The organism is Pseudomonas sp. HMSC063H08 (assembly GCF_001813645.1).
GTDB lineage: Bacteria > Pseudomonadota > Gammaproteobacteria > Pseudomonadales > Pseudomonadaceae > Pseudomonas > Pseudomonas aeruginosa.
The window spans coordinates 142015-156724 of record NZ_KV813626.1; the positions used below are offsets into that span (position 1 = coordinate 142015).

A 14710-nucleotide genomic window follows, 5' to 3' on the forward strand; every position below is an offset into this window, starting at 1 on the left:
ATGCGTCCTACGCGATGCCGACCCCTGGGGTGGGGCGAATAACGCCATCGGCGTTATCCGCCGATACACCGACGCCCGGCGGCGGATAACCGCAAGCGGTTATGCGTCCTACGCGATGGGGCAGTTTCACCCCGCATCCGCGTGACTGACCAACCCCTTCAGCAGCACCGCGGCGGTGGCCAGTGCAGCCGGCAGCACCAGGGCGGTCAGCACCTGTTCGAAGTTCCAGCCCAGGCCCAGCAGGGTGGCGCCGATCCAGGCGCCGAGGATGGCGCCGAAGCGGCCGATACCGAGCATCCAGGAGACCCCCGTGGCCCGCCCCTGGGTCGGATAGAAGCGCGCCGCCAGCGACGGCATCGCCGACTGCGCGCCGTTGATGCACATGCCGGCCAGCAGCACCAGGGTCGCCAGCAGGGTGACCTGGCCGAGGCTCTGGCCGACGCACCAGGCGAACACCCCCGCCAGCAGGTAGAACAGGCCGATCACCTTGTGCGGGTTGAAGCGATCCATCGCCCAGCCCACCGCTACGGCGCTGAGCACCCCGCCGAACTGGAACAGCGCGCCGATGAACGCCGCCTGCTCCAGGCTCGCCCCGCTATCGCGCATCAGGGTCGGCAGCCAGCTGGTGAGCAGGTAGACGATCACCAGGCCCATGAAGTAGGTCAGCCAGAGCAGCAGGGTGCCGGCGCTGTAGGTACCGGAAAAGATCACCGCGAACACGTTGCGGGCCTGCACCGTCTGCTGCTCGGGGACGTGGAAACTCCGTGCCAGCGCCACCTGCGCCGGGGCGATGGGGGCCAGCACCTGGCGTACCCGCTCGCTGCCGCGGTTGCGGACCACCAGGTAGCGCGCCGATTCCGGCAGGCGGAACAGCAGGACTACCGCCAGGACCAGCGGCAGCAGGCCGCCGAGCAGCAGCAGGCTGTGCCAGCCGAACAGCGGGATCAGCTTCGCCGAGACGAATCCGCCGCAGGCCATGCCCAGGTTGAAGCCGCAGAACATGCTGGTCACCAGCAGCGACTTGAGGCGCTCGGGGGTGTATTCGGAAAGCAGGGTGGTGGCGTTGGGCATCGCCGCGCCGAGGCCGAGGCCGGTGAGGAAGCGCAGCGCCAGCAGTTGCTCGACGTTGGTGCTGTAGGCCGAGGCCAGGCTGAACAGGCCGAAGAGGAAGACCGCCGCGACCAATACCAGCTTGCGTCCGTAGCGGTCGGCCAGCGGTCCGGAACCGAGGGCGCCGAAGACCATGCCGATCAGCGCGGCGCTCATTACCGGACCGAGGCTGGCGCGGTCGATGCCCCAGTCCTGGGTCAGCGCCGGCGCGATGAAACCCATCGCGGCGGTGTCGAGGCCATCGAGGAAGACGATCAGGAAGCACAGCAGGACGATCCGCCATTGGTACGGCGAAAGCGGCTGGGCATTGATGAAGGCTTGCACGTCGAGTCGTTCGACGGCGGGCAGGCTGGGGCTGTTCATGGGACGGATTCCGCGGCGAGAGTGAGGGCGTGGGACGAGGGTCGGACGCGTGGCTCAGGTGCAGGCGGCGGAAGGCAAGGCGTGCTGCGGCATGTCGGGATTCCCCTGTTGTTTTTGTAGCGGAGGCGCTCGGCCTGCCGGGGTGCAGACACATTACGGAGGGCCATGGGGAGTGGCAATCCGATAATCGTTTATCGGTTCGCTGATCGAACGGAACCCTGTGAAATCTCGACCTTCGCCAGGCTGTGAAAATCCGGAACCAGATTCTAGAATCCTGCCTTCCCTCGACTCAGGAACGTCCTTCCATGGCCGGTAGCCTCATCGAACGCGCCCTCGGCTTGCTCGAACTCCTCGCCAGCGATGCCCGCGGCCTGCCCCTGCAACAACTGGCGGACCGCCTGGATATCCCCAAGAGCGCCGCGCACCGCATGCTCGCCGAGCTGATCCGGCTCGGCTACGTGCGCCAGGACGACGACACCAGCCGCTACCGCCTCAGCACCCGCCTGGCCGCGCTGGGCTTCCGCTTCCTCGCGTCCAGCGGGGTGGTCGATCTGGTCCAGCCGGTGCTCGACGGGCTCGCCCGGGAGACCGGCGAACTGGTGCGCCTGGGGGTGATCGAAGGCGATCGCCAGACCTGGATCGCCAAGTCCCAGGGCGCCACCTCCGGGCTACGCTACGACCCCGACATGGGGCGCGAGGCGCCGCTGTTCTACACCGCGTCCGGGCACGCCTGGCTGGCCAGCCTGAGCGACAAGGCGGCGCTGGCGCTGGTGGAGCGCCAGGGCGTAGGGGCGGCGCGGGACTTCGGTCCCAACGCGCCGCGCTCCAGGAGCGAGCTGCTGCGTTACCTGAAGCGCGCCCGCGAGCACGGCTATGCCTGGCAGATCGAATGCTCGGCGCCGGGCATGGCGGCGATGGCCGCACTGGTGCGCCACCCCGAGGACGGACGGGCTCTCGGCGTGCTCAGCGTGGCCGGGCCGAGCGCACGCTTCGGCGAGGCGCGCATGCACGAACTGGCGCCCCTGCTCCTGGCCGCGGCGCAGGACCTCTCCCACGCCAGCCAGGCGTCCGAGCTGTTCCGCTGAGCCATCCGGCCCGGCCCCAGTCCTTTCCCGACATCGGCGTTCGAATAGCGAACGCTTTCTTGCCTGCCACGGAGCCCGCATGCAGCGGGCCTTTCCGCACTTCCATGGAGGTCCTGGCGGCGCTGCCGTCTCGAAGCGCTCTTGCGCGGGGCCAACTCCTCGTTCAAATAATCTCCTTCGTTAAATCTGGAACGACGTTCTGGAATCCTGAGACGAACAAGAAAACAACGATTGGGGACCGCCTTGGACGCACCGCTTCGCATCGCCCTCATCGGCGCCGGCAACATGGGCCGCCAGCATTACCATCGCTTGCAGCGAATCGCCGGCGCGCGCCTGTGTGCGGTGGCCGATCCTCAGGGCCAGGCGTTCGCCGCGGACGCCGGCGTGCCCTGGTTCGGCGATCATCGGAGGTTGCTGGAAGAAGCCCGGCCGCAAGCGGCGATCGTCGCCAATCCGAACAACCTGCATGTCGCCACCGCCCTCGACTGCCTCGCCGCCGGGGTGCCGCTGCTGCTGGAAAAACCGGTCGGCGTGCAGCTCGACGAAGTGAGCGAGTTGGTGGCCGTCGCCCGGCGATCTGGCGTTCCGCTGCTGGTCGGTCACCATCGTCGGCACAATCCGCTGGTCGTGCGGGCGCGCCAATTGATCGCCGAGGGCGCGCTCGGTCGGTTGCTGTCGGTCACCGCGCTCTGGCAGTTGAAGAAGCCCGACAGTTATTTCGAGGTGGCCTGGCGCCGCGAGCCCGGCGCGGGAATGTTGCTGACCAACCTGATCCATGACCTCGACCTGCTCCGCCACCTGTGCGGGGAAGTACGGGAGGTGCATGCGTTGGCCGGCAACGCTATCCGTGGCCTGCCCAACGAAGACAACATCGCGCTGCTCCTGCGCTTCGCCAATGGCGCCCTGGGCAGCCTGACCGGTTGCGACGCTGCGGCGGCGCCCTGGAGCTGGGAGCTGGCCGCCGGGGAGAACCCGGTCTATCCGCGCCAGGCCGAGCAACCCTGCTACCTGCTGGCCGGCACCGAGGGTGCCCTGAGCCTGCCCCAGCTCCGCCGCTGGCGCTACGCCGAGGCCCGGCAGGGCTGGCACGACCCGCTGGCGGTCAGCGTGGAGGCCGTGGCGGCAGGCGACCCCCTGCAACGCCAGCTAGAGCACTTCGTCCGGGTCGCGCGGGGCGAGGAAGCGCCATTGATGGATGCCACCGACGCCGCTCGCACCCTGGCGCTGGTCGAGGCGGTTCGCGAGGCCGCGCGCAGTGGCCGGGCCTGCGCGCCGGCCAGTTTCTGAACCGCTGACGATGAGGTAGTGCATGGAATCGAGGATTCTTTCCCTGGCGGCGCTCACCGTGCTCGAGCTGTCGCCCCCGGACATGGTCGAGGCTGCCGCCCGCGCCGGCTACAGTCATGTCGGCCTGCGCCTGGTGCCGGCCACCGTGGAAGAGCACCACTATCCGCTGCTGGCCGATGCCGGCCTGCGCCGGCGGACCCTGGCGCGGCTGCGCGACAGCGGAGTGCGCACGCTGGACGTGGAGATCCTGCGCCTGCGTCCGGACACCCGCGTCGGCGAGTTCGCCGCGGTGCTGGAGGTCGGCGCCGAGTTCGGCGCGCGCTATGTGCTGGTGGCCGGCAACGATGACGACGAGCGGCGCAGCGCGGACAATTTCGCCGCGTTGTGCGACCTGGCGCGGCCGCTCGGCCTCGACCCGCACCTGGAGTTCATGCCCTGGACCGGGATCCGCGACCTGCGGCAGGCCGCGCGGGTGGTCGAGGCGGCGGCGCGGGACAACGCCGGCCTGTTGCTGGACGCCTTCCATTTCGACCGCTCGGCCAGCAGCCTGGAAGACCTGCGGGCGATCCCGCCTGCGCGCCTGGGCTACGCGCAACTCTGCGATGTCGTCGGGCCGCGTCCGACGTCGATGGACGAAATCCTTCGCCAGGCCCGCGAGGAACGGCGTTTCCCTGGCGATGGCGGGCTCGATCTGCTGGCGCTGCTGCGCGCCCTGCCGGAGAACCTGCCGCTGAGCCTGGAGGTGCCCGCGCTGGATTTGCTCGCGCGCGGCGTGGATGGCACGGCGCGGGCGCGGCTGGCGATCGAGCGGACCCGGGCGCTGCTCGCCCGCCTGTAGCGCCACCGCGCAGGCAGGTTGCCCGTTTGCATAATGGAACGGGGTTCTATAGTTTCCAAACGTTGAAGCCGATCGTTTCTTTCCTCGATGGCGGGTACCGTCAGAATAAATAGCCTGCTATCGATTTGCCCTGGTGCCCGGACCCTCCGATGAACGCATCCACCTCTCCGCTGCCCGCCAGCGACCAGACCCTGCGCGGCATCCTGCTGATCTGTGCCGCGGTGTTCCTGTTCGCCAGCCACGACGGGTTGTCCAAGTTCCTTTCCGGTTTCTACCCGATCGTCATGGTGGTCTGGGCCCGCTACCTGGTGCACACCCTGCTGATGGTCGCCGTGTTCGTGCCGCGCAACGGCCTCGCGGTGATCCGCACCCGCCGTCCGCTCATGCAGTTGGCGCGGGCGCTGTGCCTGATCGGCACCAGCCTGTTCTTCACCACCGGCCTGCGCTACCTGCCCTTGGCCGAGGCGACCGCGGTGAACTTCCTGGCGCCGCTGCTGGTGACCGCGTTATCCGTGCCGTTGCTGAAGGAGAAGGTCAGCCTCGGTCAATGGCTGGCGGTGCTCACCGGCTTCATCGGCGTGCTCTTCATCGTGCGTCCCGGTGGCGCGCTGTTCACCCCGGCGGCGTTGTTCCCGCTCGGCTCGGCGCTGTGCTTCGGGCTCTACCAGCTGCTCACGCGGATGCTCGCCAACAGCGACAGCCCGACCACCAGCAACTTCCTCGCCGGCATCTTCAACACGCTCATCATGAGCCTGCTGGTGCCGTTCTTCTGGCAGACCCCAAGTCTTCTCCACGGCCTGATGATGATCGCCCTGGGCGGTTGCGGCATGGGCGGCCACCTGCTGCTGACCCAGGCCTTCCGCCATGCGCCGCCGGCGACCCTGGCGCCGTTCAGCTATGGCCAGATCATCTTCGCCGGCCTGCTCGGCCTGCTGGTGTTCGGCCACGTGCCGGACGCCTGGGCGCTGCTCGGCATCCTCGTCATCTGCGCCAGCGGCCTGGTGGTCGCCTGGCGCCGTGGCCGCTGAACGCAACGGGGTCGGCGCGTAGGCTTCACAACAGGCTCAGCGGATAGCTGACGATCAGCCGGTTCTCGTCGAAGCGGGTATTGCTGCCCCAGTCGCGGCGCTGGCTGGAGTTGCGCCAGCGGACGTTGAGACGCTTGAAGGCGCCGCTCTGCAGCGTGTAGCCCAGCTCGCTCTCGCGTCCCCATTCGCTGCCGTCGTCGGTGACTCCGGCCAGGCGCACATGGTCGCCATGCAGGTAGCGGGTCATGAAGGTCAGGCCGGGTAGGCCGAGGCCAACGAAGTCGAAGTCGTAGCGCAGTTGCCAGGAGCGCTCGCCGGGATTGTCGTAGCTGGCGTTGTAGCTGTCGTTGGCCAGGGTTCCGCCGCTGGTGCCGTTGACCCGCATCCAGCCATCGTCGCCACTGACCTTCTGCAGGCCGAGATAGAGGGTATGCAGCCCGTAGCGCGCGGAGAACAGCGCGGAAACGGTGCGGTTATCGAGCTTGCCGGCGCGCGCGCTGCCAGCGTCGCGGCCACGGAAGCCGCCGAGGTTGGCGCCCAGCAGCCAATCGCCGAGCGGCTGGCTGTGTTGCAGTTGCAGGTACTGTTGGCGGTAGATGTCCTTCAGCTCGGCGTTCCACAGGCCGAGCAGGCTGCGTTCGCCATTGAAGCGATATTCGCCGCCGGCGAAATCGAAGCGGTCGGAAGTGGCGGTTGGCCGGCCGAACAGCGACATGTCCTGCATGCTTGCGTCGTTGCGCGGGCTGTTGCCGCGGAACTGGCCGGCGTAGAGGGTCAGGCCGGCGATCTCGTTGGCGCTGAGCTGGCCGCCGCGGAAGGTCTGCGGCAGCGAGCGGCCATCGTCGGAGCGGAGGATCGGCAGCACCGGCATCCATTCGCCGATCTTCAGTTCGCTGTTCGACACGCGCAGCTTGCCGGCCACCGCCAGGCGTCCGAAGTCGTCGGCCGGGCGGCCGTCGTCGTGGGTTGGCAGCAGTTGGGTGCCGGCCGTTCCCTTGCCGCCATCCAGCTTCAGGCTGTAGAGACCGAGGACATCGAGGCCGAAGCCGACGCTGCCCTGGGTGAAGCCGGAGCGGGCGTCGAGGATGAAGCTCTGCGTCCACTCCTCGGCCTTGCCCTGGCTGGCATCGCCGACGAAGTTGCGGTGCAGGTGGAAATTGCGCGCGGTGAGGCTGGCCTTGGCATCTTCGAGGAAACCTTGCCCGGCATGGACGTGCCCGGCATGGACTGGCAGGCCGGCGCCCAGGCAGAGGGAAGCGCAGAGCGCGCGGACGTGGCTCGGGTGCGACATGGGAGTGTCCCTTCGTTCTTGTTCTCTAGGCAGGGAGGCGCCCGGCGGGCGCCGGGCGCTTGGACTCAGGCTTCGATCCGGCGCGGGGCCATGAAGTACAGCCAGGTCAGGGCGATGAAGTACATCGCCGGGATCATGGTGAAAAGCACCGCGTAGTTGTTGTTCGTCGCGGTCAGTACGCCGCCGACGATCTGGGTCATGAACATCCCGCCCAGCGCCGCGCACATGCCGCCGAAGCCGAACACCGTGCTCATCAGGTGCTTGGGCGTGTAGTCCATCACCAGGCTCCAGATGTTCGCCGTCCACGCCTGGTGTGCGCCGACCGCCAGGGCGATGGCCAGCACGGCGATCCACAGGCCGCTGGCGTTGGCGGCGAACACCACGCCGACGATGGTGCAGGCGAACAGCAGCATCGACAGCAGGCGCGCGCGGATCGCCGGCATGCCGCGGCCGATCAGCCAGGACGAAAGGATGCCGCCGCCGACGCTGCCGAAGTCGGCGGTCAACCAGATCAGGATCAGCGGGATGCCCATCTGCGTCACGCTGATGCCCAGGCCGTACTGCTGGTTGAGGAACGGCGGCAGCCAGTAGAGGTAGAACCAGAACACCGGCGCGGTGATCGAGTAGGCCAGGGCGAAGGCCCAGGTGCCGCGGCGGCGGAGAATCTGCGAGAAGGGCACGCGGGTGGCGGGCGGCTCCTCCTGCTGCTGGATGTATTCCAGTTCGCTCTGCTTCACCCGCGGATGCTCCTCGGGGTTGTAGTAGTTGCGCCACCAGAACACCAGCCAGACCAGGCCCAGCGCCGACATGCAGAGGAACGCCGCCTGCCAGCCCCAGACGCCGAGGATCAGCGGCAACAGGGCCGGGGTGACCATCGCGCCGACATTGGTGCCGGCGTTGAAGATGCCGGTGGCCACCGCCCGTTCCCCGGCGGGGAACCACAGGCGGGTGGTCTTCACGCAGGCCGGGTAGTTGGCCGCCTCGGTCAGGCCGAGGATGAAGCGGCAGACCATGAAGCCCGCCGCCGAGGTCGCCAGGCCGTGGGCGCCGGTGGCCAGGCTCCAGAGCAGCACGGCGAGGAAGAACGCGCGCTTGACCCCGACCTTGTCGATGAAGCGGCCCTGGAGGATGAAGCCGATGGCGTAGCCGACCTGGAACCAGAAGTTGATGTTGGCGTAGTCCATCGCCGTCCAGCTCATCTTCTCGGCCAGGATCGGCTGCATCACGCCGAGGGCGGCGCGATCGATGTAGTTCAGGGTGGTGGCGAAGAACACCAGGGCGAGCATGCCCCAGCGCGTCCGGCCGACGGCGAAGGCGTTGCGGATCCTGCCGCCGCGGGATTCCCGCGGGGCGTCGGCGGCGAGCAGTCGAGAGCTGGAAGAGTGGATCATTGACGGGGCCATCCTTTCGGCGGCCGGCGCCTGGGCGCCCGGCCTGGATTTGTCGTTCTGGGTTGCACGCAGGCGGGCCAGGGGCCGCGCCGGTGTCAGCGGGCCAGGGGCGGTCGGGCCGGGCGAGCGGCGAGCGGACGGGATGGAGGGCGGACGGAGAGGTCGGCGATGGACATGAGCGGGTACCCGATTCTTGAAATTGTTATGTCGCGTGGGTTGCGCAGGTGCCCGGGGAAGAAGCGCGGAGCGCTTCCGGCAGATCGGGACGGCCTGCACGGGTGGCTGCGATGGTGCGCGATTGGTCGAAAAAGCGTCAATTCGATAATCGTGCTTCCGTTCGATATTCGAACGGAATACTAACTAGTTCGTACATTTTGCGTTGCCCGTCAGTTGGCGCAAACCAATAATCGGCTTGCCGGGCGAGCGGTCTCAGCGACCCGAAGTGGCTTCCCGGCGCATCCCGCGCGGGCTATCCGCGCCTCCGCCGTTCCGCCGCCGGCCCTCGCGCGGCGCCAGGCGCCGTAGGGCGCATTGAGGAGTCGAAGCATGCAGCGTTCGATCGCCACCGTATCCCTGAGCGGCACCCTGCCGGAAAAGCTCGAGGCCATCGCCGCCGCCGGTTTCGACGGGGTGGAAATCTTCGAGAACGACCTGCTTCATTACGACGGCAGCCCGCGCGACGTACGCCGGCTGTGTGCCGACCTGGGCCTGGAGATCCTGCTGTTCCAGCCGTTCCGCGACTTCGAGGGCTGCCGCCGGGAACGCCTGGGGCGAAACCTGGAGCGCGCCGAACGCAAGTTCGACCTGATGCAGGAACTCGGCACCGACCTAATGCTGGTGTGCAGCAACGTCGCTGCCGATGCCCTCGGCGAACCGGCGCTGCTGGCCGATGACCTCCGGCAGCTGGCCGAGCGCGCCGCCGTCCGCGGCCTGCGCATCGGCTACGAGGCGCTGGCCTGGGGGCGCCAGGTGAACACCTGGGAGCAGGCCTGGGACCTGGTGCGGCGGGCCGACCAGGCTAACCTCGGGCTGATCCTCGACAGCTTCCATACCCTTTCGCTGGACGGCGATCCGCGCGGCATCGCCGATCTTCCGGGGGAAAAGATCTTCTTCGTGCAGATGGCCGACGCGCCCTTGCTGGCAATGGACGTGCTGGAATGGAGCCGGCACTTCCGCTGCTTCCCGGGTCAGGGCGGCTTCGACCTGGCAGGCTTCCTCGCGCCGGTCGTCGCGTCCGGCTATCGCGGTCCGCTGTCGCTGGAGGTCTTCAACGACGGCTTCCGCGCCGCGCCGACCCGCGCCAACGCCGTCGACGGCCTGCGCTCGCTGCTCTACCTCGAGGAGAAGACCCGCGAGCGCCTGCAACGCCAGACGCCGCACGTGGCGGTGGACGAGCTGTTCGCGCCTCCGCCGGCGAGCCTCTGCGACGGCATCGAGTTCCTCGAGTTCGCCGTCGACGAGACGCTCGGCGCGCGCCTTGGCCAGTGGTTGCAGCGACTGGGCTTCGCCAGGGCCGGCGAGCACCGTTCGAAGAACGTCAGCCTGCTGCGCCAGGGCGGCATCAACCTGGTACTGAACGCCGAACCCTATTCCTTCGCCCACGGTTTCTTCGAGGCCCACGGACCGTCCTTGTGCGCCACCGCGCTGCGCGTGCGTGACGCCGGCCAGGCGCTGGAGCGCGCTCGTGCGTACGGAGGCCAGCCGTACCGCGGACTGCTCGGCCCCAACGAGCGGGAAATCCCGGCGGTGCGCGCCCTCGACGGCAGCCTGCTGTATCTGGTCGAGCGGCACACCGAGGGCCGCAGCATCTACGACAGCGACTTCGTGACGAACGACGCCGACACCTCCGGCCTCGGCCTGCGACGCGTCGACCACGTGGCCCTGGCGCTGCCCGCCGAAGGCCTGGACAGCTGGGTGCTGTTCTACAAGAGCCTGTTCGACTTCGGCGCCGATGACGAGGTGGTGCTGCCCGACCCCTATGGCCTGGTCACCAGCCGTGCCGTGCGTAGCCCCTGCGGCAGCGTGCGCCTGCCGCTGAACATTTCCGAGGACCGCAACACCGCCATCGCCCGATCGCTGTCCAGCTATCGCGGTTCCGGCGTGCACCACATCGCCTTCGATTGCGCCGACATCTTCGCCGCCGTGGCCCAGGCCAAGGAGGCCGGGGTCGCGCTGCTGGAAATCCCGCTGAACTATTACGACGACCTCGCCGCGCGCTTCGACTTCGACGACGAGTTCCTCAGCGAACTGGCCTACTACAACGTTCTCTACGACCGCGACGCCCAGGGCAGCGAGCTGTTCCATGTGTTCACCGAGCCGTTCGAGGAACGCTTCTTCTTCGAGATCCTCCAGCGCCGCCACGGCTACGCCGGCTACGGCGCGGCCAACGTGCCGGTGCGCCTGGCGGCGATGGCGCAAGCGCGGCGGGGTGTGCGCCGGGTCAAGCTGTGAGAATTGTCGGGGCTCCGGCAGGTGCTCTTCCTACAGCCGGGCGGGCCCCGCATAATCGGCCGCAATTCCCGCCGGCCACGAGTGAGTCACCGATGTCCAAGCCTGATCCCGCCCTCGTGGAGGAATCCGCTCCGCGCGGCAAGGGACGCAAGAACAATCCCGAGAAGACCCGCCAGGACATCCTCCGCGCCGCCATCGACGAGTTCGTCGCCCAGGGCCTCTCGGGTGCGCGGGTGGACGCCATCGCCGAGCGCACGCATACCTCGAAGCGGATGATCTATTACTACTTCGGCAGCAAGGAGCAGCTTTACCAGGCCGTGCTGGAGAAGCTCTACAGCGACATCCGCGGTATCGAGGGCACCCTGCGGCTGGGCGCGCTGCCGCCGGCCAAGGCGATGGAGAAGCTGGTGGAGTTCAGCTTCGACTACCACGACCGGCACGTGGATTTCGTGCGCATCATCAGCATCGAGAACATCCACAAGGGCGAGCACATCGCCAGCAGCGAGCTGGTGCAGAGCGTCAACAGCTCGATCGTCCAGAGCATCGCCGAGATTCTCCGCCGCGGCGAAGCGGAAGGGGTGTTCCGCGCCGGGCTGGAGGCGCTCGACGTGCACATGCTGATCAGTTCGTTCTGCTTCTACCGGGTGTCCAATCGCTACACCGTGTCGCGGATCTTCCGCACCGACCTGCACGACGCCGAGGTTCGCCAGCGGCATCGGCGGATGATCGGCAAGGCGGTATTGCGCTACATCCGTGCCTGACTGCCGTCCCCTCTCCCCTTGGCGGGAGAGAGGTGCCATTCAGTCGCCCAGGCTGGCGAAGTGCGCCTGCATGCGCGCGGCGTCGGCCGCCACCCCGCTGAACAGTTCGAATGCCTTCACCGCCTGGAACACCGCCATGGTGCCGCCGTCCAGTGTGCGGCAGCCGAGGGCGCGGGCCTGGCGCAGCAGCTCGGTTTCCAGCGGAAAGTAGATCACCTCGGCGACCCACAGGTCGGCGCGCAACAGTTCCGCCGGCACCGGCATGCCGGGGAGCTTGGCCATGCCCACCGGGGTGGTGTTGACCAATCCCTGGGCGTCGCCCAGGGCGCCGGCCAGGTCGCTGCCGGCGAGCGCTCGTGGCGCGCCGAAGTGCTGGTTGAGGTTGTCCGCGAGGGCCTGGGCCCGCGCCGGGTCGACGTCGAACAGGGCCAGCCGCTCGACGCCCTCGGCGAGCAGGGCATGGGCCACTGCCGCGCCGGCGCCGCCCGCGCCCATCTGCACCACGCGCTGGCGCGGCGCGTCGGCCAGGCCGCGCCGAAAGCCCTCGGCGAAGCCCAGGCAGTCGGTGTTGTGGCCGATGCGCCGGCCATCGCGCAGCACCACGGTGTTCACCGCGCCGATGCCGCGCGCCTCGGCGGAGAGTTCGTCGAGCAGGGGGATGATCGCCTGCTTGCAGGGGAAGGTGACGTTCAGCCCGGTGAAGCCGAGGTCGCTGGCGGCGGCGAGCAGGAACTCCAGGTCGTCCGCCGACTTGCCCAGCAGGTCGAGATCGATCAGCCGGTACAGATAGCGGATGCCCTGGGCGTCGCCTTCGCGCTCGTGCAGGGCCGGGGTCCGTGACGCCTGGATGCCGGCACCGATCAGGCCGGCGAGAACCGATCGCGGCGCGCTCATGCGGCCGCCTCGAAACGCTCGGCGAAATGTTCCAGGGCCAGGCGGTAGCCGAGGCTGCCGAATCCGCAGATCACCCCCAGCGCCACCGGCGAGACGTAGGAATGCTGGCGGAACGCTTCGCGCTGGTGGACGTTGGACAGGTGCACTTCGACCACCGGCAGTTCCACCGCGGCCAGGGCGTCGCGCAGCGCCACCGAGGTGTGGGTCCAGGCGGCGGGGTTGATGACGATGCCGGCGACTCGGCCGCGGGCCTGGTGGATCCAGTCGAGCAGTTGGCCTTCCTGGTTGGTCTGGCGGAAGTCCACGGCGAAGCCGCGCGTTTCGGCGAAGGCCGCGCATTCGTCGGCGATTTCGCCCAGGGTCCGCCGGCCGTAGGTCTGCGGCTCGCGGGTGCCGAGCAGATTCAGGTTGGGGCCGTTCAGGACCAGTACCGTGCGCGTCATGGCGCAGCCTCCACAGCAATGATGTCATCGATGCCGGGAAAATGTACCGAACGGTTACTTTTGTAAACCGGACGCCGTCGCCGACGGGACGAAAGCGTTCGATTATCGGCGTCCGCTCACTCGCCTGCCGCCGGTTGCGTCGCGCCGCGGCCGCGCAGGGTCATGTCGGGCAATGCCGAGGCCACCGCCAGGCCGAGCAGCGCCACCGCCGCGTTGACCAGGAAGAGCACCTTGAAGGCATCCGCGAGGACATGCTGGAGGATCACCCGGGCCGGCCCGCTGGCGGCGTCCAGGCTGCTCAGCAGGGCGCTCTCGGAAAAGCCCTGGTCGAGCCCGCCGCCGATCCACAGGTGCTTGAGCAGGGCCAGCAGGACCGCCGACATCAGCGCCACCCCGACCGCCCCGCCGAGGGAGCGGAACAGCGTCGCGTTGCTGGTGGCGACGCCGATGTGGCGTTGCTCCACGGCGTTCTGCGCGGCCACCAGGCTGGTCGGGAACTGGGTACCGATGGCGATCCCGGTGAGCAGCATGCACAGCCCGGACAGCCAGTGGTCGCCGACCGGGACCAGGGCCAGGCCGGCGATGCCGCAGGGCAACAGGACGGCGCCGAGCAGGATCAGCGGCTTGTAGCGTCCCAGGCTGGCGGTCAGCCGCCCGCAGCAGTACGCGCCCAGCGGCAGGCCCATGACCAGCGGCAGCAGATGCAGCGCGGCGCTGTCGGCGCCGGCGCCGGTAACGCTCTGGTAGCGCAGCGGTACCAGCACGGTCAGCGAGATGGCCTGGAAGCTGGCGAAGAACGCAACCAGCCAACTGAGGGTGGCGGCGCGGACGGCGAACAGTTGCATCGGCACCAGCGGTTCGCGGAAGCGCCGCTCCTGGGCGACGAACAGCAGCAGGGCGAGCGCCGCCAGGGCGAACAGGCCGAGCAGCGCCGAGTCGCTCCAGGCTGCGCCCTGGCCGATCTGGGTGATGGCCAGGAGCAGCGCAGTGAGACCCACCACCATCAGCACGATGCCCAGGTAGTCGATCACCGGTTGCCGGCGCGGCACCGGCAGGCCGACCAGGGTCCGCCGCGAGATGGCCAGCGCGAGAAGGCCGATCGGCAGGTTGATCCAGAACACCCAGCGCCACGACAGGTACTCGGTGAGCAGGCCGCCGAGCACCGGGCCGGCGACGCTGGCGATGGCGTACATGCTGCTGAAGTAACCCTGGTAGCGGCCGCGCTCGCGCGGCGGGACGATGTCGCCGATGATCGCCTGGCTCACCGCCATCAGCCCGCCCGCGCCGACCCCTTGCAGCACTCGCGCCAGCACCAGTTGGCCCATGCTCTGCGCGAGCCCGCAAAGCAGCGAGGCGGCGGTGAACACGACGATGGCGAAGAGCATCAGACGGCGGCGACCGTAGAGGTCGCCGAGCTTGCCGTAGATCGGCATCGATACGGTCATCGCCACCATGTAGGCCGAAATCACCCAGGCCAGCAGGTCGAGGTCGGCGAAGTCGGCCGAGATCGCCGGCAGGGAGACGGCGACGATGGTCTGGTCGAGGGCGCTGAGGAAGATCGACAGCATCAGGCCGGCGAGGACGGTACGGACGGCGGGCGGGTTCTGGGCGAGATCGGACAAGACGGCACCTGGGGCGGACGGAACGCGAAGGCAGCGGGCATCATACTGCGCCTGGGGTAGGACAGGTGCCGGGGAATATCGATCCGAGGGTCGTCTTTCGTCGATATTCGCCTGCGCCAACGTTGCGTCCCGCCTTGGGAACGGTG

At 68.6% G+C, this 14710-nt stretch carries 12 protein-coding genes; 6 read left to right on the forward strand and 6 right to left on the reverse strand.

Features of this window, described 5'->3' with window-relative positions; translation table 11 throughout:
- Positions 1 to 126: 126 nt before the first annotated feature.
- A complete protein-coding gene (locus HMPREF2924_RS32615) occupies positions 127 to 1473 on the reverse strand; it encodes a 4-hydroxybenzoate transporter PcaK (RefSeq protein ID WP_003101875.1) in 1347 nt (448 codons plus the stop codon).
- A 305-nt stretch (positions 1474 to 1778) separates the two neighbouring features.
- Between HMPREF2924_RS32615 and HMPREF2924_RS32620 the strand changes: the two genes are divergently transcribed.
- From HMPREF2924_RS32620 to HMPREF2924_RS32635, 4 genes are all read left to right on the forward strand, one after another.
- Entirely contained in the window at positions 1779 to 2558 is a 780-nt protein-coding gene (locus HMPREF2924_RS32620) for an IclR family transcriptional regulator (RefSeq protein ID WP_003101874.1), read from the forward strand.
- A 243-nt stretch (positions 2559 to 2801) separates the two neighbouring features.
- The gene (locus HMPREF2924_RS32625; protein ID WP_003133073.1) at positions 2802 to 3845 is read left to right on the forward strand and encodes a Gfo/Idh/MocA family protein; all 1044 of its coding nucleotides are present in this window, start codon (positions 2802 to 2804) and stop codon (positions 3843 to 3845) included.
- 22 nt (positions 3846 to 3867) lie between these two features.
- The gene (locus tag HMPREF2924_RS32630) at positions 3868 to 4683 is read left to right on the forward strand and encodes a sugar phosphate isomerase/epimerase family protein (protein ID WP_003133072.1); all 816 of its coding nucleotides are present in this window, start codon (positions 3868 to 3870) and stop codon (positions 4681 to 4683) included.
- A 149-nt stretch (positions 4684 to 4832) separates the two neighbouring features.
- Complete coding sequence (locus tag HMPREF2924_RS32635) at positions 4833 to 5711, forward strand: DMT family transporter (protein WP_003121656.1); 879 nt, start codon at positions 4833 to 4835, stop codon at positions 5709 to 5711.
- 25 nt (positions 5712 to 5736) lie between these two features.
- On the opposite strand, the gene HMPREF2924_RS32640 is transcribed toward HMPREF2924_RS32635, so the two are convergent.
- Positions 5737 to 7002, reverse strand: coding sequence for an OprD family porin (locus HMPREF2924_RS32640; RefSeq protein WP_003133066.1), 1266 nt, complete (start codon positions 7000 to 7002; stop codon positions 5737 to 5739).
- A 65-nt stretch (positions 7003 to 7067) separates the two neighbouring features.
- Positions 7068 to 8393: an MFS transporter gene (locus HMPREF2924_RS32645; protein ID WP_003101861.1), complete on the reverse strand. Its 1326-nt coding sequence runs from the start codon at positions 8391 to 8393 to the stop codon at positions 7068 to 7070.
- A 546-nt stretch (positions 8394 to 8939) separates the two neighbouring features.
- Between HMPREF2924_RS32645 and quiC the strand changes: the two genes are divergently transcribed.
- Both quiC and HMPREF2924_RS32655 read left to right on the forward strand, forming a co-directional pair.
- Positions 8940 to 10844: a 3-dehydroshikimate dehydratase QuiC gene (gene quiC / locus HMPREF2924_RS32650; RefSeq protein ID WP_003133064.1), complete on the forward strand. Its 1905-nt coding sequence runs from the start codon at positions 8940 to 8942 to the stop codon at positions 10842 to 10844.
- 92 nt (positions 10845 to 10936) lie between these two features.
- Entirely contained in the window at positions 10937 to 11605 is a 669-nt protein-coding gene (locus tag HMPREF2924_RS32655; RefSeq protein WP_070700870.1) for a TetR/AcrR family transcriptional regulator, read from the forward strand.
- Positions 11606 to 11644: 39 nt separating this feature from the next.
- On the opposite strand, the gene HMPREF2924_RS32660 is transcribed toward HMPREF2924_RS32655, so the two are convergent.
- From HMPREF2924_RS32660 to HMPREF2924_RS32670, 3 genes are all read right to left on the reverse strand, one after another.
- Complete coding sequence (locus tag HMPREF2924_RS32660; RefSeq protein WP_003133060.1) at positions 11645 to 12499, reverse strand: shikimate dehydrogenase; 855 nt, start codon at positions 12497 to 12499, stop codon at positions 11645 to 11647.
- Entirely contained in the window at positions 12496 to 12942 is a 447-nt protein-coding gene (aroQ, locus tag HMPREF2924_RS32665) for a type II 3-dehydroquinate dehydratase (protein WP_003133058.1), read from the reverse strand. Before aroQ ends, HMPREF2924_RS32660 begins: the two co-directional genes overlap by 4 nt.
- Positions 12943 to 13058: 116 nt before the next feature.
- Positions 13059 to 14564, reverse strand: coding sequence for an MDR family MFS transporter (locus tag HMPREF2924_RS32670; RefSeq protein ID WP_023094478.1), 1506 nt, complete (start codon positions 14562 to 14564; stop codon positions 13059 to 13061).
- Positions 14565 to 14710: the final 146 nt, after the last annotated feature.

Excerpts from the sequence above, each read along its gene's own strand:
- HMPREF2924_RS32635 (WP_003121656.1), top strand. The coding sequence starts at position 4,833 with ATGAACGCATCCACCTCTCCGCTGCCCGCCAGCGACCAGACCCTGCGC.
- HMPREF2924_RS32660 (WP_003133060.1), bottom strand. The coding sequence starts at position 12,499 with ATGAGCGCGCCGCGATCGGTTCTCGCCGGCCTGATCGGTGCCGGCATC.
- HMPREF2924_RS32620 (WP_003101874.1), top strand. The coding sequence starts at position 1,779 with ATGGCCGGTAGCCTCATCGAACGCGCCCTCGGCTTGCTCGAACTCCTC.
- HMPREF2924_RS32655 (WP_070700870.1), top strand. The coding sequence starts at position 10,937 with ATGTCCAAGCCTGATCCCGCCCTCGTGGAGGAATCCGCTCCGCGCGGC.
- HMPREF2924_RS32640 (WP_003133066.1), bottom strand. The coding sequence starts at position 7,002 with ATGTCGCACCCGAGCCACGTCCGCGCGCTCTGCGCTTCCCTCTGCCTG.
- quiC (WP_003133064.1), top strand. The coding sequence starts at position 8,940 with ATGCAGCGTTCGATCGCCACCGTATCCCTGAGCGGCACCCTGCCGGAA.
- HMPREF2924_RS32645 (WP_003101861.1), bottom strand. The coding sequence starts at position 8,393 with ATGATCCACTCTTCCAGCTCTCGACTGCTCGCCGCCGACGCCCCGCGG.
- aroQ (WP_003133058.1), bottom strand. The coding sequence starts at position 12,942 with ATGACGCGCACGGTACTGGTCCTGAACGGCCCCAACCTGAATCTGCTC.
- HMPREF2924_RS32630 (WP_003133072.1), top strand. The coding sequence starts at position 3,868 with ATGGAATCGAGGATTCTTTCCCTGGCGGCGCTCACCGTGCTCGAGCTG.
- HMPREF2924_RS32615 (WP_003101875.1), bottom strand. The coding sequence starts at position 1,473 with ATGAACAGCCCCAGCCTGCCCGCCGTCGAACGACTCGACGTGCAAGCC.